This is a genomic window from Niallia sp. FSL W8-0954, from assembly GCF_038005605.1.
GTDB lineage: Bacteria > Bacillota > Bacilli > Bacillales > Cytobacillaceae > Niallia > Niallia circulans_A.
Genome location: NZ_JBBOTN010000001.1, coordinates 2890796 through 2913807, shown reverse-complemented (window position 1 = coordinate 2913807; position 23012 = coordinate 2890796). Strand labels below are relative to the sequence as shown.

Here is a 23012-nt window from a genome sequence, read left to right as displayed (position 1 = left end):
ATTGTCGTGATATAAAGTAACATATAGGTAAAAGGATAGAGGGGAATGTACGTTAAGTTTGAAAACGGTAGAGGAATTTTTGCTCTTTTTAGAAAGTAAAGGCTTTTCCTTTGGTGAAGATGTGATAGGTTTTATTTATTTTGGTAAAGCATATACAAATGCTACAGATGAACTTGTCATAACTGCAATTGAATGTACTTTAAAAATACAAAAAAAATTTGATGGCAGTTTTTTCGTTTCCTTACTCGAGATGTTTAACGACAACGAATTGAAAACAAAAAAAGAAGTAATCGGCTTTATAAAAAGAAATCACTTATTTCCCCTCTAGAAAAAGGGGATATTATTTTCTCATCCAGAAGAGTTGATATTTGACGTCATCAGATAAACCCTTGCGATTATATGGGTACGCTATTAGAAAATCCCTATAATCGCAAGGGTTTTTGCTCTTTTTAAGTATTTTAGAAGTATCCTTCGTGCTATACAGCTGTTATTTTGCACCTTAATAGTCTAAATGCTGTTTCATTAATCATTTGCAGTCATCTAGATTATTACTTGACTAACTTCAGGGAAATCATAAATAACCAGTTGTATGATAGCAGCACTACTTACTAGTATTATTAATGGTTTTTACCAAGCTGCGACTTGCTCCAGCCACTTTCCCATTGATTGAAATCACTATTTTCTAAAAAAATCCAGTTTGAATGCTATGTATATTTTATTACTTTTGATGGGAAGGCTTAAACAGAATGGGTGAAAACTTCCTCATTTATTTTTTCTAATGGCAATTCTTGCTAATTCGTCTGCTGTTTTATTCTCATTACTTGGAATCCATTTAATAAAGAATAACTCTAATTGACTGATAAGCTTTAATGCTTGCTCCAACAGCGGAGCGAATTTTTTGTTTTTCGCAAATTCCTTTTCCACTGCGCGACTTACGAGGTCTGAGTCAGTACGAAAACTTACGGAAAGATATTTATTATGGATACAGATTTCTAAGGCTTTTATCAATGCATGATATTCCGCTTCATGATTACTCATTGAACCAAGAGGAAATGAATATTTTTCTGCAGAACCATGACCTTTTATGAAGATACCAGCACCACTTGGACCAGGATTTCCAGCGCTAGCACCATCTATATAAACTTCAATCATTTTGCTACCTCCAAAAATTTTGATATGATTAAGCAATGATTATGTACGATCTGTGACTATTTTATTTTCATACTAATTGTATAAATTGTATATAAATCATTAAACTTCTATCGACTTATGATGAGTGGGAAGTTTCCATCAAGGTGGAAAAGAAAAACAAAATAAGAAATAAGATGTATAATATTATAAATGAAAAGATTGGTTTCTAAAAGTCCGTTGCTTTTGCAATAGTTACAGTAAAAAGTGAAATACTGAGAAGTCCGATTGATTACGGTAGATGGGAGAAAGTGAGAGATCCTACAGCTGAAGGAAGGAGCCAAAAGGATTTTGGGCTCCATCTTCAATCTTTATAAAACATAAGGATTAGTGGATTTTTATATCTTTTAGTGGAGAGAATTAGTTTTTTCCTTAACGGACAGTAAGAATAATCCCGCTCTTATTGACGTCATTCTATATGTAGAAAGGTTGTTCCGTTGTGAAATACAAATTAGAATATAAATTTCAAATGAAGAAAAAGAAAGATTTTATCTATTTTACATCAGATTGGATCCAATCAAGTCTGGCTCTCGAAGCAGGGGATGAGTTGGAAAAACGTAATGATGTAGCAGATATTCTTTTTTATGATGAAAAAGGCACAAGCTGGACATTAAAAGAATTACGGAAACTAAATGAAGAAATAGAAGAAGAGCCTCATGACTTTACGATATATTTTGATGGAGGTTACCATAAGGAAACAAAAACGGCGGGAATCGGTGTCGTACTTTTCTTTCATCAAGGAAAGAAGAAATTTAGAGTTAGGGCAAATGAATTATTTCATGATATCCTCTCCAATAATGAAGCTGAATATGCTGCTCTTTGTCATGCATTAAATCTCTTAGAAGAATTGGAAGTCAAGGGTGTTACTTGTGAAGTGAAAGGGGATTCCCAAGTAGTATTGAAACAATTAGAAGGCGAGTGGCCATGCTATGAAGAAGATTTAAATAATTGGCTCGATCGGATAGAGGCGAAAATCAAAACTTTACGTTTGAGCATGGTTTATACTTCAATTAGCAGAAACGACAATAAGGAAGCAGATAAACTGGCAACTCAAGCGTTAGAAGGGAAACGTATCTATAGTAAAATGCAATTGCTCTAATCGGCCAGTAAGAAGAAAGGAGGGGTGAAGCTTGCAAAGAAAAAAATGGATGAAAGAAGCAGATGAATTAATGCAAGATTATTGTAAAGATTGTTTTCTATACCGACAAAACAAAGTAGAGTATGGTAAAAGGGGAGCTCACCGCTTTTGTATTTCGCAATGTACGGTGGGAAATAAGCTAAAGGAATATGGGGAAAAACTATCGAGTTCAAAATGATGGGATCATTTTCCATAAGTAAAAAATAAAAGGGAATTTTGCAAGAAGAAAATTCCTTGCAAAATCCCCTGAATACTATTATTAATAGATATTATTATTAATTATAGTTTAACAACATTAGCAGCTTGAGGTCCACGGTTTCCTTCAACGATTTCGAAAGAAACTTCTTGTCCTTCTTCTAATGATTTAAAACCTTCGCCTTGAATAGCAGTGAAATGTACGAATACGTCATCTCCGCCTTCAACTTCGATGAAGCCAAAACCTTTTTCGTTATTGAACCATTTTACTTTACCGTTTTGCATAATAAATTTCCTCCTAAGCCTTTCAAGACACATGAATTGTGCCTATAAAATAAATATTTTCATAGAACAAAATAATAATAGAAAATAATTATTCTGAATTTTGTTAAATGATGTCTATAATATACACGATTACCCATATGTAGTCAAGGTTTCTAAGCGTTTTTTCGGAAAACTTAATTAAATTTTTGGAAGGGTTTTCTTATTAGCTGAATAAAAACCAAAACGAATACATAGGATGATTAAATTTGGTGTGATTCAAAATAAATGGATGAAAATATAAATACTTGGATGGGAAAAAAGGAGGGATCTGAAAGAGGTTTTTACCCATACTATTAGGTTACATAAATAATGATTTTCCACATATGATGAAATAGCAGTTTTGTTTTTTTAGGAAATAGAATAAGAGGGTGGCTTAATGTATCGATTTTCAATGGAAAAGGAAAATTGGATTTTGCGATTTACCCCAAATATTGTTCTAGAGGAAGACAGTAAGGAAGCGATAGTAAAAAGTATTCTTCAAATAGGGAGTGTGCTGCCTAGTTTTTCACATGGCGAGTCCTTTGTCATTATGGTAAAAAAAATTGGCTTAATCGTATTCAATGTAGAAAAAATCCCATCTCTTATTTTAACGGTATCAAACATTATTGAAAAAGAAAATTGGTATATCCAAACAGACAGCAAAATAAAGAAGTATTTTATGTAAACTAGCTAACAGCTAGTTTTTTTCATAAAACAAATAGAAATAATTTTAAAAACAACCTGTTCGCGCTTTCATTGTTATATCTGCGGGATTCAATCCTGACAGACATTTGAAAGAAGTTTTTTATGCAAAAATTTCCTATGAAAAAAAGCAGAAATTATCCATGAAATTATTGAATTATAGGGGGAAATGTGTTTTTATTAACATGATTACTATTATATTACTAAGTTTATTTATCAATGAAATAAACCCAAAACAAGTAAAGTAAAAAAATAAATAAAAGGGAAGATTTATTAAAATGATTGAAACGATTGTAAAGAGCAGTCAAAGTCCGTATTATGAAATTTCCAGAGAAGACCAGATGATCCTTAGTCCGTTTGAAGGCACTGTTAGTGAGATTCTAATGAAGGAAAAAGCTTATTTCTATGAGTGGGAACCAATTTTGACTATTAGAACATTAGCAGGAGAAATAAAAGATGTCAGTGTTCCTTTTAGTGGATCTGTGGTGGAACTTTTAGTAAAACCTGGTGATAAAATTGCAATAAATACGAGGTTAGCTTCTTTACAGGATGATTTATTAGTTACTGGTTGTGATTGATGATGCAAATGCATAGAGCTTTGCGAAATCTGAAAAAATATAAAATTGGTTATCGAACCTTTAAAACAGCAGTTGCGGTAAGTATAGGAATAACTATCGCCCAGTTTTTTCACTTAGATTTCTATGTATCTTCAGCGATTATAACCATACTTTGTGTTCAAAACTCGAAGAAAAAGTCTTTGCATAGTGCATTTTCACGTTTTATCGCATGTATGCTTGCCATTCCATTTTCCTATATTTTCTTTGAGGGGATGGCGTATGAACCGTATATCATTGGTTTATTATTGCTATTATTTATCCCAACCACTGTCTTACTTAAGGTAAATGAAGGGGTTGTAACAAGTACTGTTATTATCCTCCATATATATTCCACCAACCATATGACTTGGGACGTTGTTCTTAATGAATGGGCATTAATCGTAATTGGAATTGGAGCAGCATTACTTGTTAATAGCTATATGCCTAGTCTAGATAAGGAAATGAAAGTACATCAAAAGGATATTGAGTCCTATTTTAAAGCATTATTGATGGATATGGTTGTTTACTTGCGGACAAATGAAATCACAGAAGAGTATGCTTCAAAATTAAAGCGTGCATCAGATATTGTACAATGTGCAAAATCAGTCGCCTATCGTGATGTAGAAAATCATTTTACTCGAAAAGAGAATTATTATTATCATTACTTCACAATCCGAGAAAAGCAATTAGAGATTATATCAAGGCTTTTTGATCGAATTTTATCTGTAGAGACATTAGATAATCAACGAGAGCTGGTGGCAGACTTTCTGGAAGAACTTAGTTTATGTGTCCATTCAGGAAATACGGCCGTATTATTTTTAAGTAAACTCCAAAGAGTAGAAGAGCTGATCAAGCATGATAAACTGCCTGCTGACTGGGATTCATTTGAAGAACAGGCGCATGTTTTTTTTGTTTTAAAAGAATTAGAACAGTATTTACAAATTAAAAAATCCTTGAAGGTGGCATATTAGTTATCTTAAGGAAAGACGGAGAATTTCATTTGCTATGTTCTCCGTCTATTTATTATGGATAGGCAAACTTCCCTTTAGTATTGGTAAATTAATAGCATAAATATAGTAATCTCTATAAATTAATAGAAACACTTCTATGATCCTCTAGTTGCATTTCTACTGCTTTTCCCCTTTCTATACAATTATCTTTTTTGCGATTATAATATTATTTTGTATAAAATAACAAGAAACGTAAGTTATGAAAAAAGGTGATATAGATGAAATTAATATTGGCAGAAAAACCATCTGTATCGAAAAACATTGCAGATGCTTTAAAAATAAAAAACAGACAAGATGGCTATTTTGAAGGAAATGGCTATATTGTTACATGGGCTTTTGGCCATTTATTGCAGTTAAATGATGCGAAAGACTATGATGAAAAAATGTCTACATGGAAGTTAGAAAATTTTCCATTTATTCCTCCGAAATTTCAATATAAAGTAAAGTCTGATCCGAAAGATAGAGACAAGCCCGACCGTGGAGCAGAAAAACAACTGAAAATTATTCATAGGTTAATGAAAAGACAAGATGTAGATTCAATCATATCTGCCTGTGACTATGATCGAGAAGGACAGCTAATTGGAGATAGTATTATTTATAATTTAAAAACGGAAAAAGAAGTTTACCGACTATTGCTGAATGAATGGACACCGAATGAAGTATTGAATGGATTAAATAATCTTCGTTCTAATAAAGAGCTGAGACCTCTTCAAGCTGCCGGAGTTAGCAGACAATGGGCCGATTGGTTAATTGGTATTAATTTAACCTCTGTGGCAACCTTGAAATATCAAAAAGGCAAAGGGAAGGCATTGAATATTGGAAGAGTTTTATTGCCAACGCTTAAAATCATTTATGATCGTGATAAAGAAATCGAAAATTTCGTTCCAGAAAATTATTATAAACTGCAAGCAACGTTTTTAACGGAAAATGGAAGTAGTTATACAGGTACTTATCTAGAAAACAAAGAAGAAAAGTTTAAAGAAGAACTATATTTGAAAGAAATAGAAGAACAGATTAAAGGCAAAACAGCAGTTGTAATAGATAAGAAGGTACAAAAGAAAAAGGAATATCCGCCTTTTTTGTTTAATCTTTCTAATCTTCAAGGCTATATAACTAGCAAATATAAGGGATGGACAGCTGATAAAGTATTAAAAGTTGCGCAAAGTCTCTATGAAAAGAAATATATCACGTACCCAAGAACTGCGAGTATTGCCCTAGAAGAAAGTCTTATTGCGAAAACAGAAAAAGTGGTAAATCTCCTCGCCGCAGATTTACCGTTTAAAAATGAAGTGAAATTTGTGCCATCCAAACGAATTTTTGATAACAAAAAGGTGGAAAGTCATAGCGCAATTATTCCTACTTATGTTCTCCCCAAAAAATTAAGCCAAGAGGAAGAACAAGTATATGTAGCAATAAAAAATAGGTTATTAATGCAATTTATGCCTGTTGCTGAGGTAGAAGAGACGAGAATCATCACAAGCGTGAATCAAGTGGAATTAAAAGGAAGATTCGTAACAAAAGGAAAAGTTCAATTAGTAGAGGGCTGGAAAAAAATTGAAAATATACAATCGAAAGATGTTATGCTTCCGTTAGTAAATTTGCAAGAAGAGGTTTTAACACAAAAAGCATCCACTAGCATCCATACTACACAGCCGCCAAAGGAACATACGGAAAAGACACTGCTTCGGCTGATGGAAACTTGCGGGAAAAATTTTGATGCGGATACAGAGGAAGATGTATTATCCATTTTAAGCGGATTTAGCATTGGGACGCCAGCTACTCGTGCTGAAACGATAAAAAAACTAAAAGATATTGGTTATATAGAAGCAAAAAATAAAAGCTTAGTTTGTACGGAGTTAGGAAGAAGAATGGTCGAAATCTTTCCAATTAAAGATTTGTTTAACTTAGATTTCACAGGAAGACTTGAAAAAACACTTTATGATATTGAAAAAGGACAATTTAGTAAACAACAATTTTTGCAAATAATTAGCAGCTTCACAACAAACGCGGTGGAAACAATAAAGAAGGAAGAAGATATCATTATCCAAGAAGTTACATATACCAAGGGCAAAACAGAAGTATTGGGGAAATGCCCCCTTTGTGGTCATGCTGTTATAGAAGGAAAAAAGGGGTTTGGCTGCAGTAACTGGAAAAATGGCTGTAAATATGTCATTTGGAAAAATGATAAATTTCTTGGGACCATGAAGAAGAAGCCGACGAAAACGATGGTTAAAGCACTACTCAAGAATGGGAAAGCGCCAGTTAAAGGATTAATTAGCAAAAAAGGAAATAAATTTGATGCTATCATGAAATATGAGAAGAATCAGGATAACGAGTATTTTAGTTGGAAAATGGAATTTCCCGAATAGATTTTGCTACAAATTTGTATCAGTGCTAAAATAGAAAGATAAAAGCACATGGAATTTACTTGAGGGAACGAGTTTTTTAAGAAGCTTATGTTAGAAAGAATCTTGTTTCCTTATTTTTTTTATAGTAAAATGCTTAAGAAATACTTTTATGCCACACTATTTTAACTAGCTTATTCTAAAACGTTTATTCCCTCTGTAAAGAGGTGAATTTTTTGTTTAAACAAGTATTTACATACATATAACGTAGACAAGCATGATGGAATAGAATAGAAAAAAGGAGTAATCCTGGTAAAGGAGGGGTTGAATTGCCGACACCTAGTATGGAAGACTACATTGAGCGCATTTACAACCTAATAGAAGATAAAGGATATGCACGAGTATCAGATATTGCCGAAGGCCTATCTGTCCATCCCTCCTCTGTAACAAAAATGGTTCAGAAATTGGATAAGGATGAGTATCTGGTTTATGAAAAATATAGAGGCTTGGTTTTGACCCCAAAAGGAAAGAAAATCGGCAAGCGATTAGTGTATAGACATGAACTTTTAGAGCAATTATTAAGAATTATTGGGGTGAAAGAAGAAAATATATATGATGATGTAGAAGGAATAGAACATCATCTAAGCTGGGACTCTATTGATCGTATTGGTGATTTAGTGCAATTTTTTGAAGAGAATCCAAAACATGTAGAAGAGTTAAAAATAATTCAGCAAAAAAACGATTCAATCGAATAAAGAAAGGGCAATTTTCTCTAGGTGTGTGCTTTAATAAAGCAGAATAAACGCCTACAGAGAATTGCCCTTATTGTCTATTGGAAAACGGTTAAAAAATAGGTGGATAATTGTCAAAGTTATCTATTATCGAGTAGGGTAAATCTTCTTGCTCTCTTTCATTTTCCATAATTTCTACTCCGTCAATTATCCCAGTTTCGATATCAAGCAAAGCTTTTCGATAGGAAATTACTCTACCATTAGATGTTTTAAAACTAATAATGTCTCCCATATAATTTCGTTCTACTGCAACAATTTTTTCCATAATTAGCTCCTTTCTTCGTAATCACATACGATTTTTTCTTGCCAATTAATGTATATAAAATAGTATATACAAACCCATTTGAAATTATCATGAATTGCCGGATGCAGTGATAGATTATAGAAGAAAATATATTTAACATTACCCTATATTTTTATTTTCATGCAACTAGCTAAATGATATCCTTAAATTAACAATTTTAGAAGAGGTGAGAAAATGGGGAGATATGACTTAGAGGAGTTTTTAGCTAAGACAGAGCAGCAAGATAAAAATGAAGGAATTTTCGAACTAGAAACAGAAAGGATGCTTGAAATTAATTTAACAAATAAAATTTGGGCGAAAGCAGGAAGTATGGTTTCTTATCGAGGAAATATTCGGTTTACTCGCGAAGGTATTTTGGAACACGGAATAGGTAAAATGTTTAAAAAAGCGTTAACTGGTGAAGGTGCTTCTTTAATGAAAGCAGAAGGAACGGGTAAACTTTACTTAGCTGATCAAGGAAAGAAAATTTCCATTCTCCGTTTAAATGGTGATTCTATCTTTGTAAATGGCAATGATTTACTAGCATTTGAGCCGTCTATCAAATGGGATATTAAGTTAATGAAAAGAATTGCCGGGATGCTTTCTGGCGGCTTATTTAATATTAACCTGTCAGGAAGTGGCATCGTTGCGATTACGTCACATTACGAACCATTAACATTAAGAGTTACTCCAAATAACCCTGTATTCACAGATCCTAATGCGACAGTTGCTTGGTCGGGAAGTCTACAACCAGAATTTGTAACAGACATTACTCTTAAATCATTTTTTGGAAGAGGCAGCGGAGAATCCATTCAAATGAAATTTTCGGGAGAGGGCTTCGTCGTTATTCAGCCATACGAAGAAGTATATTTTTCGAATAGTGGAAGCAATAACAGTTAAATAAACTCTCATTAAAAAGAGACTAACTATATAAAGTCAAGCAGTAAATAGAACAAGTTAATCGTTTTTTAAAATAGAAATGTAGGCATGACAAAGAAGCCTTATAATGGCCTTATTTAAAAAATAGGGGTTATTATAAGGCTTCTTTATATGGTTCTTCTTTTCGAAGTAAATGAAAGATAACCCTTATTAGTTTCTTAGCTAAATGACTAATCACCACATTATAATGTTTTCCCTCTGCTTGCTTCTTTTTATAATATCTTTTAAATGTTGGGGAATAGATGGCAACCAATCGTGCTGCGTGATACATGGCCCACCGCAAATAGGGAGAGCCGCGTTTAACCATCTGTCCCTTCCCTTTCCCTTCTCCAGATTCATAAATGGATGGCTCCATTCCCGCAAAAGCCAATAACTGACTAGAGGTCTTAAAGTTATGTATATCTCCTATTTCTGCTAGGATAATACTACCGAGTTGATAAGATATTCCGGGAATGGTTACGATTGGCGAATCGAGTATATCCATTATTTCCTGAATACGTTTATCAACTTTTTTTATTTGTTTTTCATACAAGTATAGCTGTTCAATCGTCTGAATTAATTCTAATTCTGCCACTTCAGAATGGTATCCAATGCTTTCGTTTGCTAATTGTTGTAGTTTTGAGGCTGACAATTGACTATTATTTGCACCTAAAAGGGAAGAAAGTGTCTTTAAATGAGCTGCAGCTATTTTCTTTGGACTTGGGTATTTTTTTAATATCTTTATCATATAAGCGGAATGTCTCACTTGCCCATATGTCGCCAACTCGGGAAAACCTTTTTCCAATATCCGTGTATATTGGGTTTTCAGAAACGATTGATGTTTTCCCATTCTTCGCCTGTGCCGGGTTAATTCTTTCAGTTCCATAGAAGTTTGATTTTGCTTTTTTTCTCTTTTTTCCCAATCCACCATCAGCTTTTTGGCAATCATTAAAGCATCGATCTTATCGGTTTTGGTTTTTCTCAAGGTATGTACCTTAGAAAATTCTTTGATTAAGATAGGGTTATAACAATAAGTTAGATACCTATTCTTTCTTAAAAATTGTAGAAGAGGAAGAGAATAGTGGCCTGTATCTTCCAGTGCTACTTGGCATTCTTGCGCTGTCTCTGTTTGAATATGGCTAAGAATTTCATGAAGTTTTTGAAATCCTAAATAATTATTCTGTATGACCAAGTTGTCGCGATAAATTTCCCCTCCATCATCAAGAATGGCTATCTGATGTTTCTGTTTAGCTACATCAATCCCCACATAAATCATGAATAATTCCTTCTTTCTAAAATATATTACGCTGTGCTTTCAAGCCACGCACTCCTTGTTCTGTATCCTTGTACGAAATCAAACGTCTAGCGTTATCTAACTAATTAACAGATAAACAAAGAGCTGTGGTTAGAGTCTCTATAAAACCAGTTACTATAAAAGTACTGTAGGGTGAGTTACTAATCCACAGCGTTGCTTTTAGTATAAAAAACTATACTAAAAAAAGCACTAGAGGTAGCGAACCTCATGTGCTTAATATACAAGGGTGGGACAAAGCAAAATAAATAATGGATAAAGACGAACAATCTCTAATTTAGTGGTGAATCCAATTCGTTCCATTGCGTTACAGACACTCCCTTTCCGCGGGGAGCAACCTAAGCCTCCTCGGCAGAACGAGGAGGCTTGGCGCTCGCCCCATGGAAAGCGAAGTGTATTCAGGCTGCGGGTGATTACCACATACCTTTTTTCTTCAATAAATAAAAATCCCAAATAATTATACGAATCCTTTTTAGTATGAATGTATAATTGTTCGGGTTATATTAAATTGAAATACTTTTATCCCAACCTCTTATTTTAAGTTGGAATCTTATGTGCCAGCTATTTTTACTTGATGTGTGTCATTTCCACTCATAAGGTGTTTCTTGATACACATAATAATTCAGCCAGTTGGAAAATAGTAAATGAGCGTGGGACCGCCAACTATTTAATGGCTTTTTATTAGGATCATTCTCGGGAAAATAACCGAGGGGTAGGTGAATATTTAAACCTTTTTCTTTGTCTCGTTTATATTCTTCAGCAAGTGTGCTAGAATCATACTCTAAGTGACCGGTAACCATGATTTGTTTGCCTTTATTTCCACTAATAATAAAGGCGCCAGCTTCATCAGAAGCAGACAATAGCTCAAGTTTTGGATGTGCTTTGATTTCTTCAATTGATACATTAGTATGTCTTGAATGGGGAGCTAAATAGCTGTCATCAAAACCACGCATTAATTTATCTGCCGGATTTAAGACATGGTGGGAGTAAATTCCATAACACTTTTGTTCCAACTCATACTTATTAATGCCAAAATGGTGAAATAAAGCTGCCTGAGCTCCCCAGCAAATATGCAGAGTAGACGTTACATTTGTTTTCGACCATTCCATTATCTTGGTTAATTCATCCCAATAATCAACTTCTTCAAAACTCATTAATTCCACAGGCGCTCCTGTAATAATCATTCCATCGTATTTATTTGTTTTTATTGCTTCAAAATCGCGATAAAACTGTTCCAAATGATAGGAACTTGTATTCTTTGACTCATACGATGCTGTTCTCAAAAAGGAGATATTGACCTGCAAAGGAGTATTCCCAAGCAAACGCAATATTTGTACCTCCGTTTTTTCTTTTTGAGGCATTAAGTTTAATATTAATATGTTTAATGGTCGAATATCCTGGGTTCTTGCACGCCCTTCTTCCATTACAAATATATTTTCATCTTCAAGTATTTCTCGTGCTGGCAAGAGCTGAGGAATTCTTATAGGCATAAAGGTATGTCTCCTCCTATAGTTATAATCGTCTTTTCTGTATTGTCTGTGGTGTCACTGCCGTTTTTTTCATATCAATCGCATTTAAACGATAAATTAGTTATTACTTTCTCCCATCAATATCATAGCTTATTATAAATTTGATTGGAATATGTCGCAATCATAATGTTTTGAATTTTTGAAAGATATTATATAATCTTGTGAAAGGAAGGAATGTTAAAAGGGATTTATGGATTATTTTTAAGTATGTTTGTAAGATAATGATTTTGTCGAAACGTGTATGTATCATGTCTCTTTTAATGTACAATGTTAAAGGAAGACTGAAATTACCAGAGGATAATCATGGAGGTATAGACGAAAAATGAAATCTGACATCGAAATTGCTCAACAAGCTGTAATGAAACCAATAATACATATTGCCGAAAAGCTAGGTTTATCAGATGATGATCTTGAATTATATGGAAAATATAAAGCGAAAATAACAGCATCAACCTTAAATAAGTTGAAAAATAATAAATCAGGTAAACTTATCCTTGTGACGGCTATTAATCCAACTCCTGCTGGAGAAGGCAAATCAACTGTTACAGTCGGATTAGGAGACGCGTTGAATAAATTACAGAGAAAAACCGTCATAGCAATGAGAGAACCTTCTTTAGGTCCTACAATGGGGATCAAAGGAGGGGCAGCAGGCGGAGGAAAAGCGCAAGTATTACCTATGGAGGATATTAATCTGCATTTTACTGGAGATCTTCATGCTATTACAACAGCCAATAATGCGTTGGCAGCTTTAGTAGATAATCATATACATCAAGGCAATGAATGTCGTATTGATCAGCGCCGTATAGTTTGGAAAAGAGCAGTTGATCTAAACGATCGTGCGCTGAGAAAAGTAGTGATTGGTTTAGGAGGGCCATTACAAGGAGTTCCGAGAGAAGATGGCTTTGACATTACGGTTGCTTCTGAAATTATGGCTGTTTTATGTCTGGCCGCAGATATTAATGATTTAAAAGTTCGACTGGCTCGAATGGTCGTTGCGTATAATGTAGACAGAGAACCTGTAACTGTGGGAGATTTGAAGGTAGAAGGTGCGCTTACATTACTTTTAAAAGACGCAATTAAACCAAACTTGGTTCAAACAATCGAGCATTCTCCAGCGATTATTCATGGCGGTCCGTTTGCCAATATTGCCCATGGTTGCAATAGTGTCATTGCAACTACTGCTGCTGTCAAATTAGGAGACTATGTTGTCACTGAAGCTGGGTTTGGTGCGGATTTAGGAGCAGAGAAATTTTTAAATATTAAGGCTAGGAATAAAGAGATAGATCCTGAAATCGTCGTGATAGTTGCGACAATTCGTGCCTTAAAAATGCATGGAGGAGTCGAGAAGAAAGAGCTAGGTGTTGAAAATATAGAAGCGCTGCGAGCGGGTTTTGCTAATTTAAAAAAGCATGTAGAAAGTATTAAAGAATTCGGTTTACCATTTGTTGTTGCTATTAATAAATTCGTAACAGATACTGAATTAGAAATTAGTGTGTTGAAAGAGCTTTGTGAACAAGCACAAATTCCTGTTGCTTTAACAGAGGTTTGGGAAAAAGGTGGAGATGGCGGTATAGAACTTGCTCAAAAGATTTTAGCGATTCTCGAAAAGAAAGAACAAAGTTTTCGACATTTATATTCGCTTAATACTACAATAGAAGAGAAAGTGCTTGCGATTGCCACAAAAATTTATGGAGCGAATAGGGTAGAATATTCTTCAAAAGCAAAGAAACAGATTGCCGACTTTGAAAAATTTGGTTGGGGGCATCTTCCTATTTGTATGGCGAAGACACAATATTCTTTATCCGATGATCCATCATTGATTGGCAGACCAGAAGGATTTTCAATTACAATCCGTGAATTTAAGCCATCTATTGGGGCGGGCTTCCTTGTAGCACTCACTGGTGAAGTCATGACAATGCCAGGTTTACCGAAAACTCCTGCTGCTTTAAACATGGATGTTGATGAAGACGGTAAAGCAGTTGGATTGTTTTAATATCCGGATGTATTAAGGAAAAAGGAGAACAAAGGATGTTTGATCCCACAGCGTTTGAAAATATGAGAACAGTAATGGAAGGCTTGATATATGATAAAGATTTAGATGGGGATATTATTGTCTTAGATCGAAATGATGTATTTAATAGTAGTAAGCTATCAAGAAATTATACCATTACTTTTCGATTGAAAAATCAACAAAATGCTAAGCTAATGTTTGAATTATCCGCTGATTTACAAAATTTATCGGCTGAACTTTTAGCGAGTGTAAAAAAAGAAAAGTGGATTGGTGCAACCGTATATATTCATCTTTTTTTACGACATAAACAAGACAAAACTCTTTATCCCTTGATACAGCAATTAGTGGAAGAGATATGGGGAAAAGATTTGAAGATTAGGCAAGAAATCAGCTATCAGCCACTTGAGGCGGAGCAAACGATTCTGAATCATATTACGATTGATTTTAATCGTTTAATCACAGAAGAACAGATAGATGATATGATTACGATGATGGAATTTATGGAAAAAACTTTAACTGCACTTCAATCGATTGATTCATTATTAACTGTATAAGGAGAGTGTAAAATGAGCATTTACGATTTTAAAGTAAAAACGATGGATGGAAAAATGCAGGCATTAAGCACTTTTAAAGGGGATATCCTATTAATTGTGAATACTGCAAGTAAATGTGGTTTTACTCCTCAATTTAAAGAGCTGCAAGAATTGTATCAAATGTATAAAGAGGAGGGGTTTGTGGTTCTGGGTTTTCCAAGTAATCAATTTATGAGTCAAGACCCGGGAACAAATGAAGAAATAAAATCATTTTGTGAAGTGAATTACGGTGTGACTTTTCCGATGTTTGCTAAAATTGATGTGAATGGTAAAGAAGCAGATCCTCTTTATCAATATTTAACAAAAGAAGCACCAGGTGCATTAGGTGTGAAAGCAATCAAGTGGAATTTTACGAAGTTTCTTATTGATCGCAATGGAAATGTCGTGGACCGCTATGCACCAAGTACAAGTCCTAGCGAGATAAAAGCAGATATTGAAAAGCTTATCCGATAACAGAAAAAAATAGGGATCTTCTGCTTTTAGTGAACGAACACCCTGTCACTAAAGGCTGAAGATCCTTATTTTTTATGATAAGGAACGATTAACGATAAGAAAAGAGGCGGATAAATCCACTTTTTTTCTCCTTCGTTTCCCGCTCATTTAGATCGGCCAGCTTCTTCTTTCTAGATTTAGCATAGTATTGTTCCTCTTTTTCTTTTAGAACAATTGGATTTTCTAATAAAGTTATTTTTCTTTCTTGACTGGCAATATGTTCTTGCTGAAATTCGATATGCTCTTGCTGCTTTTTTAGTTGCTGTACTAATACTTGATTGAAATTTTTTTGGAGTTCTAATTCTTTTTTGATTGTTTGTAAATCCTGAAGAATTTTTTCCGTAGCTTCAGTGGCAATGGGGATAGAGGCAGGTAAAGGCCTTGTCAGCTCATCTTCAATTTGTCTTAAAGACATTTGTTTTTCATTACGCATTTGTTTAACTTTTACTAAAATATCTAAGCTTTTTTGATCGAAATATCGGTAGCCATTTTCGCCAATAATGACTGGTATGAGTGTTTTCAATTCTCTTAACCAATTTCGAACAACACCAGGACCTTCATTAATATATTCCGCAGCTTCCTTCACACTTAATAATTTGCTGTTTTCTTCCTTAATCGTAAGTTCTTTTTTTTGTACGCTTAACATTCTATACACCCCTCATTATAAAATAATCGAAACAGACCAATGGCAAGAAGGACGTTTAAAACCCTTGTCTTTATAATTTTCGTGAAAAGAAAAAAAAATCCTTTGACGAGCTTTGTCTAGTTTTGTTGGATATACATAATTATTAGAAAAATTATTATTATGGTATCTTTACAAAAATTCTTAATAATAATACGATAGAATAGGGATGCTGGAAAAACATTCCTGCAATGAAGAAAGGAGGAGCTAGGATGAATACAAATAAAAATATATCAATACAAACAAAAATGAAAAATAAGAGGAAAGAGGGTTCTTAGTGGAAAAGACAATCAAGGGTTTAGAGGAAATTAAAATAGTAAGCTATCATGATGATCTTGCTGGTAAAGTGGCCGACATGTGGACAAAAAGTAAAGATTCATGGGGAGGAACAGGAAAAACAGAAGAACAAGTACGCGATCAACAGCAAAGCTCAGATAATATCGATACCTTCTTAGCTGTTATAGGAGAAGAAGTAGTAGGGTACTGTGGTTTTTCTGTTTATAAAGAAGATGCAGGAGCCTTGTATGTTCCTTTATTAAATGTTCGTCCAGATTATCATGGCAAGAAAATTGGTAAGCTGCTTTTGCTCCATGCACTCAATGCAGCGACAGAATTAAAATGGCCAAGACTGGATTTATATACTTGGGCAGGTAATCTTAAGGCAGTTCCATTATATAAACGCTGCGGTTTCTTTTGGGAGGATAACGACCAATATACACATCTAATGAATTTTATCCCAACAGTTCGAAATGACGCAGTAATAAATAGTTATTTAAAAAACATGGATTGGTATGCAGATTTAAAAAGAAATCTTGAAATAAAGCCAGATGGGGTGTTTGAAAGAGGCTTTACACATTATGAATATGTGTGGCAAAAAGAAACAGAGACGATTGTTGTAAAATTTGAAAAAACAAGTAGAGGAATCTGCTCTTTGGAAACTAAGGATTTTCAGATTGAATTAACAATGGATAATCATAAATGCATAGAAGAAATAGAGCATAAGGTCTATTTAAAGATAAAAAATAAAACAGCAAGCCCAATTTCTTTAGAAGTATTGGCAGATAATCAGGACAGAATTCAATGCAGTTTTCAAAGATCACAAGAGATAAAGGGTAATCAAGAAATAACGATTTCTTCTTCTTTTGTGATTGAAAAAGGAGAAGAACCTGTAAATGGAAAAACCTTTCCGGCATTAAAGGTTGCAGTTAGAATCAATGGACTAGAAACAGGCTTACAACTGGGGGTTTTCCCACAAGCACCTATTTCGATTGAGGGAAAGGAAATAGAGGCCATTTTAGCGAAAGGAATGAACACATACTTAGATTTAGAGATTAGAAATAATTTAGAAAAAGATATTTATGGATATTTCACCATTCCTAAAAATGACCGCTTACATTTTGAAGGGGATAAGTATTCTTTCGATCTGGCTAAAAAAGCGAAAAAGTGGATTCGCATTCCGGTTCAAGTGAAGAGTTGTGGTAGTTTTAAAGAAAAAATCATCGGAGAAATTGTGGAGAATGAGCAGGGAATTTTAACGTTTGAAAAGGAAATTGCGCTTGCCTTCAAAGGGATTGGTGAACAGTTTGTAGTAGAACAAGAAAAGAGTTGGCAGGTTTATAACGGTCCACATCAACTTACCGTAAGCAAAATGGATCTTACGACAGAAATTGCTCATACAGACTTTGCTCTGTTTGCACCGTCTATTGGAAAGCCTTATTCTAATGAGCTGTCTAAACAAAAGCCATATGAAGTTCGTACTGAAAAAACTGGAAACAGTATTAAACTGGAACTATTCTTTAAGTCTAATGCTTTTCCATATCTAGATATTATGTTAACAAATCAGCTCTTTGCGGAAGGGTTGATTAAACGTTGGATAACCATTGCTAATAATAGTTTGGAAGAAAAAGAAATAAGTGTACAGGAAACTTTTTTTGACATATGGCAGAATCTCTATTTCCCTTTAAATGGGGAAGTTGTTTCCTTTAATGAATGGAACCTCGTACAACCTTTTGAATTAAATTCTAAGGATATAACGGGGAATTGGTATTTTTCTTCTCCAAATTCTATCCCATTCGGTGTTGCATGGGCTAAAGAAGCCCGCGTTAAAATGGATAATTGGAAGGTGCATATAGAATCCACACGCATGCTCGGAAAAAATGAATCCGTTGCTTTTTCGCCTCTTAGAGTGAATATCGGTGCCTATCGTAATTGGCAGCAATGGGAGTTAGCAGCAGAAGGGCTACAGAAAGAGCACGCAAGTACTGTTATCTCAGGATTTAAAGTTGAATTTAATGAGGAAAATCTTATTATAGATAGAGATAATGACTTAAAAGTACGAATAAAGAATTATAGTAATCAAGCAATACAAGGTGAAATGACCATAACAATGAATGAAAGACAAGGAGATTCACAGAGAATTGATACGGAAGCATCCGAAGTCTACCAAATTCAGCCTCAAAGGGATCTTCAATTAGGGCTAAACACAGTGAAAACAACCATTTCTTTGCCGACAAAAATAATAGATACCGAAGATTTACTTTTTGTACCAAGTAGTAAGAACATGACAACAGAAGTGATAATAGAAGAAGGAGTTACCATATACCATGTTTCGAATGGAATAATATCTTTTAAAGCTTCTCCTGATTACTATCCAGGCGTCTATTCTTTAGTAGTAAATGGGAAAGAATGGTTGGATCATGCATTTCCTAAACCTATCGCAAAAAGTTGGTGGAATCCGTGGTGTGGGGGCATTAAAAATGGTCCGCCAGATTTAAATGTATTTTCTGTCTTAAAGGAAGAGACAGCTTGTGCATTTACTAGTTTAAAAGATATCCATCATAACGAATGGACTGGTGTGAAGCTGGTAACAACGATAAGGCATCATGAGAAATGGAATGGGTTAAAGTATGAACAATATTTCCTTACAATGCCAGGCATTCCTTTGCTCATTACATTTGTAGAAATAATTGATGATGCAGGCAGACGTATGGCAGAAGAAGAATGGCATACAAACCTATTTATCACTTGCAATGAGGAGGAAAAAGCTGTACTCCATATTCAGGATAACAAGGTTAGTACAAAACAATATATGGTTGCTTCAGAAGAGCAAGAAGTTAATATAAAGGGTCATTCCTATTTATCGCTAGAGCAAGAAAAGTGTTATTATATTGCAAGTGATAAATCAAAAGGTATAGATTTCTATAGTAATAAAGATGTGATACAGTTGATTTCCTATGCTAAGTGCAGAAGAACAGAGAACCGCTTATTTACAGAACCAACCTATCTTCTGTTTACCGAGGGGGAATTACAGTCTTCTTTAGTTAATAAGGTAAGGCAAATAGCATTTTCAGAAAGGGAATACGTAGATGAAAATAATTGATGCCCATATACACTACTCAAATATTGGATCGTTTAAAGAGACAGCTCGAGATCTTTCCTTTGTAGATTATAGTTATAAAGGTTTGAAAGAAGAGATGAGGAAGGCTGATATTGTCCTTGCGATTGGGATGGGGGTTACAGAAACGCCAGAGATGGGCTTTCCTGATTATAAGGCCCAGACCCCAATGGGATTAGATTTGGACTTATTGGTTCCAGACAATGTCGTCTGCTGTGCTGGGATAAATCCATATGATATGGATTTATCGGCACAAGAACGATTAGAGCAGGAGATTCAAAAGCCACATGTTGTGGGAATAAAAATTTATTTAGGCTACTACCCTTTTTATGCCTATGATGAGGTATATGAACCTGTTTATCGACTAGCAGAAAAGTATCAATTACCAGTTGTGTTCCATACTGGAGATACATACTCTGAAAGAGGATACTTAAAATATAGTCATCCTCTTGCAATTGATGAAGTGGCTGTGAAACATCGTAATGTGAATTTTATGATGGCACATTTCGGTGATCCTTGGACATTGACTGGTGCGGAAATTATTTATAAAAATTCGAATGTATATGCCGATTTATCTGGTTTAATCGTTGGAACAAAAAAAGAACTGGAAGAAGCACATGAAGGGATTTTTCTCGATCATTTACGCCATGCATTAGTTTTTGCCCAATCATATGATAAATTGCTTTTTGGGACAGATTGGCCGCTAGCCCCATTTGAACCATATATAGAGTTTATAAAAAAGCTCATTCCAGAAACTTACCATGAAGACGTATTTTATCGAACAGCATTAAAGGTATTTCCAAAAATAAAGCCCTTTTTAAGTAAAAAATAGGAAATGAATAATGAAACGAAAGCCGGAGTAGAATGATTGAATTTTCTACTCCGGCTTTCGTAATTATATTGATTGTTCTTTCATATTCGAAAAACTACTTTTCATGATACAATATGGACATAATAGATTGCTGGATGTGAGAATAAATGAAGCTTATTACGAAAGTAGAAAATATAATAGAGCAAGAGATGGAGAATGATGCTAGTGGTCACGATTGGTATCATGTAGATAGAGTACGTAAAATAGCCTTATTACTATCAGAAAAAGAAGGAATTGAGTATTCTCATATCATAGAACTGTCTGAGTTATTGCATGACATTTCAGATGAAAAATTAAATAAATCCAAAAGCGAAGGGCAACGAAGATTAGCAAATATACTAATGCAGATTCCAATTGAGAATCAAGAGAAGGAACAGATTAAAGCTATCATCGAAACAGTTGGCTTTAAAGGAGGAAATGGGATAACTCCCAAAAGTCTGGAGGCAAAAATAGTCCAAGATGCTGATCGATTAGATGCGATTGGAGCACTTGGCATTGCTCGTACATTTGCTTATGGAGGAAGTATAGGAAGTCCTATTTATGATCCACATAGTGCAATAAGGGAAAAGATGACAGAAGAAGAATATCGAAAAAACAACTCCTCTTCTATTCACCATTTCTATGAAAAACTATTGAAAATTAAAGACCTTTTACATACTGAAAGTGCTAAAAAAATGGCAGTGGAAAGGCATCAATTTATGGAAAGCTTTCTAAAAGAATTTTATAAAGAATGGAATGTACAAAATGAAGAGTATTTCAATTGAAAATGTAACAAAGACATATGGAGAGAAAAAGTTATTTGAAAACATCTCTTTTTCAATAAGTGAAAAAGAACGGGTAGGTTTAATCGGCATCAATGGAACTGGGAAATCATCCTTATTAAAAATAGTTGCTGGAATAGATATTCCAGACGAAGGAGATATCATAGCACCGAAGGATTTTCGTTTCGCCTATTCTGCCCAAAGCCCAGAATTAATTCCAGATCTTACCGTATTAAACCAAGTATATGCTGGTGATGCACCGGTCTTAGCATTAGTTAAAGATTATGAAGCAATGTTAATGGAAATCAACCATGATCCAGAGGACAATAAGCTTCATGAAAAATTATTTGATTTACAAAAAAGAATGGATGCTTTAAATGGCTGGGAAGTTCATACAAATGCAAAGACGGTGTTAATGAAGTTAGGAATTACTAATTTTAATAAGAAGATTGGTGAATTGTCAGGTGGGCAAAAAAAACGGGTTGCTTTAGCACAAGTTCTGATTCAAGAACCAGATTTGCTTATTTTAGATGAACCGACAAATCATCTTGATTTTGAGGCAGTTAAATGGCTGGAAGATTATTTAAGCAGATACACAGGAGCACTTTTATTAGTAACACATGACCGCTATTTCTTAGATCGTGTCACAAACAGAATGTTTGAATTAGATGGGGGCAATTTGTATAGCTATAAAGGCAATTACGGTGACTTTTTACAGGCGAAAGCTATCAGGGAAGAAAATGAAGCAGCTACTCTTGATAAGCAAAAGAATTTATTTAGAAGAGAATTAGAATGGATTAGAAGAGGGGCAAAAGCGCGTTCTACTAAACAAAAAGCCAGAATTCAGCGCTTTGACGCATTAGATGATAAATTAGCTAATGTTAAAGCTAAAGATAAATTAGATATCTCCTTGAAAGGAAGTCGATTAGGCAAGCAAGTCTTTGAATTGGTGGGGGCAAACAAGCGTTTCCATGATAAAATAATCTTAAATAATTATAATTTGCTTGTAAAACCAGGGGATAGAATTGGAATAATAGGAAAAAATGGGACTGGTAAATCGACCTTCTTAAATATTTTAGCAGGCAAGGCATCCCTCGATTCTGGCGAAAGAATCATTGGGCAAACAGTAAAAGTGGCTTACTATACGCAAGAAAATGAAGATATGGATACATCTAAAAGAATGATTGAATATCTAAAAGAAACGGCTGAAGTAATAGAAGCCTCTGATGGAAAAGTCATTACAGCTGCCCAAATGCTGGAAAGATTCTTATTCCCTCTTCATACCCATGGAACGATTATTGGAAAGCTATCTGGTGGGGAAAGAAGAAGACTTTATTTGTTGAAAATACTAATGGGAGAACCAAATGTACTCTTATTAGATGAGCCGACAAATGATTTAGATACACAAACATTAATGGTTCTGGAAGATTATTTAGAAGATTTTAACGGCGTGGTTATTACCGTATCCCATGATCGCTATTTTCTTGATAAGGTTGCTGAACAGCTGTTGATTTTAAAAGGAAATGGTATTATCGACACCTATTATGGCAATTACAGCGAATATTTAGAGGTGGAGAGAAAAGAAGAACAACAAATAAAAGAGAAAACAGAAATACCACTTCCTAAAAAGGAACCAAAGGAGAAAAAAGTAAGACTAAGCTATAATGAACAAAGGGAATGGGCAACCATTGATGAGGATATCGAAAAAGTCGAAGTAAGATTAGCTACTATAGAAACAGAATTAGCCGAGACAGGCAGTGACTTCGAAAAAGCAGCTGAGTTAATGAGCGAGCAAGAACAATTAAATAACCAATTAGAACACCTAATTGAACGCTGGAGCTATTTATCTGAAATCGCTGATAAGTCATAAAAGCTGTTTATTTTCGATATAGCATCAA

At 34.4% G+C, this 23012-nt stretch carries 22 protein-coding genes; 16 read left to right on the top strand and 6 right to left on the bottom strand.

Features of this window, described 5'->3' with window-relative positions; all coding sequences use genetic code 11:
• Positions 1 to 58 precede the first annotated feature (58 nt).
• On the top strand, positions 59 to 328 hold the full coding sequence (locus tag NX902_RS14385) for a DUF6123 family protein (RefSeq protein WP_047940419.1): 270 nt from the start codon (positions 59 to 61) through the stop codon (positions 326 to 328).
• Positions 329 to 762: 434 nt separating this feature from the next.
• Here NX902_RS14385 and NX902_RS14380 read toward each other — a convergent pair whose 3' ends face one another.
• Complete coding sequence (locus tag NX902_RS14380) at positions 763 to 1152, bottom strand: reverse transcriptase-like protein (protein WP_095331938.1); 390 nt, start codon at positions 1150 to 1152, stop codon at positions 763 to 765.
• A 475-nt stretch (positions 1153 to 1627) separates the two neighbouring features.
• Between NX902_RS14380 and NX902_RS14375 the strand changes: the two genes are divergently transcribed.
• Together NX902_RS14375 and NX902_RS14370 are read left to right on the top strand one after the other, a co-directional pair.
• Entirely contained in the window at positions 1628 to 2287 is a 660-nt protein-coding gene (locus tag NX902_RS14375) for a reverse transcriptase-like protein (RefSeq protein ID WP_095331940.1), read from the top strand.
• Between the two features lie 31 nt (positions 2288 to 2318).
• Positions 2319 to 2504: a zinc-finger domain-containing protein gene (locus tag NX902_RS14370; RefSeq protein WP_095331941.1), complete on the top strand. Its 186-nt coding sequence runs from the start codon at positions 2319 to 2321 to the stop codon at positions 2502 to 2504.
• A gap of 101 nt (positions 2505 to 2605) precedes the next feature.
• Here NX902_RS14370 and cspD read toward each other — a convergent pair whose 3' ends face one another.
• Complete coding sequence (cspD, locus tag NX902_RS14365; RefSeq protein WP_009332654.1) at positions 2606 to 2806, bottom strand: cold-shock protein CspD; 201 nt, start codon at positions 2804 to 2806, stop codon at positions 2606 to 2608.
• A gap of 415 nt (positions 2807 to 3221) precedes the next feature.
• Between cspD and NX902_RS14360 the strand changes: the two genes are divergently transcribed.
• The 5 genes from NX902_RS14360 (at position 3222) to mntR (ending at position 8232) form a co-directional block, all read left to right on the top strand.
• A complete protein-coding gene (locus NX902_RS14360; RefSeq protein WP_341160800.1) occupies positions 3222 to 3509 on the top strand; it encodes a hypothetical protein in 288 nt (95 codons plus the stop codon).
• 295 nt (positions 3510 to 3804) lie between these two features.
• A complete protein-coding gene (locus NX902_RS14355; RefSeq protein WP_095331959.1) occupies positions 3805 to 4104 on the top strand; it encodes a hypothetical protein in 300 nt (99 codons plus the stop codon).
• 2 nt (positions 4105 to 4106) lie between these two features.
• A complete protein-coding gene (locus tag NX902_RS14350) occupies positions 4107 to 5093 on the top strand; it encodes an aromatic acid exporter family protein (protein ID WP_286167723.1) in 987 nt (328 codons plus the stop codon).
• A gap of 257 nt (positions 5094 to 5350) precedes the next feature.
• Entirely contained in the window at positions 5351 to 7501 is a 2151-nt protein-coding gene (locus NX902_RS14345) for a type IA DNA topoisomerase (RefSeq protein ID WP_095331967.1), read from the top strand.
• 305 nt (positions 7502 to 7806) lie between these two features.
• Positions 7807 to 8232, top strand: a complete 426-nt coding sequence (gene mntR / locus NX902_RS14340; RefSeq protein ID WP_095331968.1) for a transcriptional regulator MntR — start codon at positions 7807 to 7809, stop codon at positions 8230 to 8232.
• Positions 8233 to 8320: 88 nt separating this feature from the next.
• Here mntR and NX902_RS14335 read toward each other — a convergent pair whose 3' ends face one another.
• A complete protein-coding gene (locus NX902_RS14335) occupies positions 8321 to 8533 on the bottom strand; it encodes a DUF3892 domain-containing protein (protein ID WP_095331969.1) in 213 nt (70 codons plus the stop codon).
• A gap of 213 nt (positions 8534 to 8746) precedes the next feature.
• Here NX902_RS14335 and NX902_RS14330 point away from each other — a divergent pair, with 213 nt between their 5' ends.
• Entirely contained in the window at positions 8747 to 9451 is a 705-nt protein-coding gene (locus NX902_RS14330) for an AIM24 family protein (protein WP_095331971.1), read from the top strand.
• Positions 9452 to 9584: 133 nt separating this feature from the next.
• On the opposite strand, the gene NX902_RS14325 is transcribed toward NX902_RS14330, so the two are convergent.
• Positions 9585 to 10745: an IS110 family transposase gene (locus NX902_RS14325; RefSeq protein ID WP_341160504.1), complete on the bottom strand. Its 1161-nt coding sequence runs from the start codon at positions 10743 to 10745 to the stop codon at positions 9585 to 9587.
• A gap of 617 nt (positions 10746 to 11362) precedes the next feature.
• Positions 11363 to 12271 (bottom strand): homoserine O-acetyltransferase MetA, encoded by a 909-nt coding sequence (gene metA, locus NX902_RS14320; RefSeq protein ID WP_095331974.1) that lies wholly within the window; start codon positions 12269 to 12271, stop codon positions 11363 to 11365.
• A gap of 361 nt (positions 12272 to 12632) precedes the next feature.
• On the opposite strand from metA, the gene NX902_RS14315 reads away from it, so the two are divergent.
• The 3 genes from NX902_RS14315 to NX902_RS14305 are packed head-to-tail and all read left to right on the top strand — an operon-like array spanning position 12633 to position 15367.
• Positions 12633 to 14303: a formate--tetrahydrofolate ligase gene (locus NX902_RS14315; protein ID WP_095331976.1), complete on the top strand. Its 1671-nt coding sequence runs from the start codon at positions 12633 to 12635 to the stop codon at positions 14301 to 14303.
• Between the two features lie 35 nt (positions 14304 to 14338).
• Positions 14339 to 14875 carry a hypothetical protein gene (locus NX902_RS14310; RefSeq protein ID WP_095331978.1) on the top strand — a complete coding sequence of 179 codons (537 nt, stop codon included), beginning with the start codon at positions 14339 to 14341 and terminating at the stop codon, positions 14873 to 14875.
• Positions 14876 to 14887: 12 nt separating this feature from the next.
• Entirely contained in the window at positions 14888 to 15367 is a 480-nt protein-coding gene (locus NX902_RS14305; protein ID WP_095331980.1) for a glutathione peroxidase, read from the top strand.
• An 88-nt stretch (positions 15368 to 15455) separates the two neighbouring features.
• On the opposite strand, the gene NX902_RS14300 is transcribed toward NX902_RS14305, so the two are convergent.
• A complete protein-coding gene (locus NX902_RS14300; protein WP_341160799.1) occupies positions 15456 to 16052 on the bottom strand; it encodes a MerR family transcriptional regulator in 597 nt (198 codons plus the stop codon).
• 313 nt (positions 16053 to 16365) lie between these two features.
• Between NX902_RS14300 and NX902_RS14295 the strand changes: the two genes are divergently transcribed.
• From NX902_RS14295 to NX902_RS14280, 4 genes are all read left to right on the top strand, one after another.
• Positions 16366 to 19467, top strand: a complete 3102-nt coding sequence (locus NX902_RS14295) for a GNAT family N-acetyltransferase (RefSeq protein ID WP_341160798.1) — start codon at positions 16366 to 16368, stop codon at positions 19465 to 19467.
• Positions 19454 to 20314, top strand: a complete 861-nt coding sequence (locus NX902_RS14290; RefSeq protein ID WP_095331986.1) for an amidohydrolase family protein — start codon at positions 19454 to 19456, stop codon at positions 20312 to 20314. The genes NX902_RS14295 and NX902_RS14290 overlap by 14 nt, the downstream gene beginning before the upstream one ends.
• A 155-nt stretch (positions 20315 to 20469) precedes the next feature.
• Positions 20470 to 21117, top strand: coding sequence for an HD domain-containing protein (locus NX902_RS14285; RefSeq protein WP_445668896.1), 648 nt, complete (start codon positions 20470 to 20472; stop codon positions 21115 to 21117).
• Positions 21098 to 22984, top strand: a complete 1887-nt coding sequence (locus NX902_RS14280; protein WP_341160796.1) for an ABC-F family ATP-binding cassette domain-containing protein — start codon at positions 21098 to 21100, stop codon at positions 22982 to 22984. The genes NX902_RS14285 and NX902_RS14280 overlap by 20 nt, the downstream gene beginning before the upstream one ends.
• The last annotated feature ends 28 nt before the right edge of the window (positions 22985 to 23012 follow it).

Bases quoted from the DNA above. Each gene is read 5' to 3' on its own strand.
- NX902_RS14280 (WP_341160796.1), top strand. From the start codon at position 21,098: ATGAAGAGTATTTCAATTGAAAATGTAACAAAGACATATGGAGAGAAA.
- NX902_RS14300 (WP_341160799.1), bottom strand. From the start codon at position 16,052: ATGTTAAGCGTACAAAAAAAAGAACTTACGATTAAGGAAGAAAACAGC.
- NX902_RS14305 (WP_095331980.1), top strand. From the start codon at position 14,888: ATGAGCATTTACGATTTTAAAGTAAAAACGATGGATGGAAAAATGCAG.
- NX902_RS14330 (WP_095331971.1), top strand. From the start codon at position 8,747: ATGGGGAGATATGACTTAGAGGAGTTTTTAGCTAAGACAGAGCAGCAA.
- NX902_RS14310 (WP_095331978.1), top strand. From the start codon at position 14,339: ATGTTTGATCCCACAGCGTTTGAAAATATGAGAACAGTAATGGAAGGC.
- metA (WP_095331974.1), bottom strand. From the start codon at position 12,271: ATGCCTATAAGAATTCCTCAGCTCTTGCCAGCACGAGAAATACTTGAA.
- NX902_RS14290 (WP_095331986.1), top strand. From the start codon at position 19,454: ATGAAAATAATTGATGCCCATATACACTACTCAAATATTGGATCGTTT.
- NX902_RS14315 (WP_095331976.1), top strand. From the start codon at position 12,633: ATGAAATCTGACATCGAAATTGCTCAACAAGCTGTAATGAAACCAATA.
- NX902_RS14345 (WP_095331967.1), top strand. From the start codon at position 5,351: ATGAAATTAATATTGGCAGAAAAACCATCTGTATCGAAAAACATTGCA.
- NX902_RS14325 (WP_341160504.1), bottom strand. From the start codon at position 10,745: ATGATTTATGTGGGGATTGATGTAGCTAAACAGAAACATCAGATAGCC.
- NX902_RS14380 (WP_095331938.1), bottom strand. From the start codon at position 1,152: ATGATTGAAGTTTATATAGATGGTGCTAGCGCTGGAAATCCTGGTCCA.
- NX902_RS14335 (WP_095331969.1), bottom strand. From the start codon at position 8,533: ATGGAAAAAATTGTTGCAGTAGAACGAAATTATATGGGAGACATTATT.
- NX902_RS14350 (WP_286167723.1), top strand. From the start codon at position 4,107: ATGCAAATGCATAGAGCTTTGCGAAATCTGAAAAAATATAAAATTGGT.
- NX902_RS14360 (WP_341160800.1), top strand. From the start codon at position 3,222: ATGTATCGATTTTCAATGGAAAAGGAAAATTGGATTTTGCGATTTACC.
- NX902_RS14355 (WP_095331959.1), top strand. From the start codon at position 3,805: ATGATTGAAACGATTGTAAAGAGCAGTCAAAGTCCGTATTATGAAATT.
- cspD (WP_009332654.1), bottom strand. From the start codon at position 2,806: ATGCAAAACGGTAAAGTAAAATGGTTCAATAACGAAAAAGGTTTTGGC.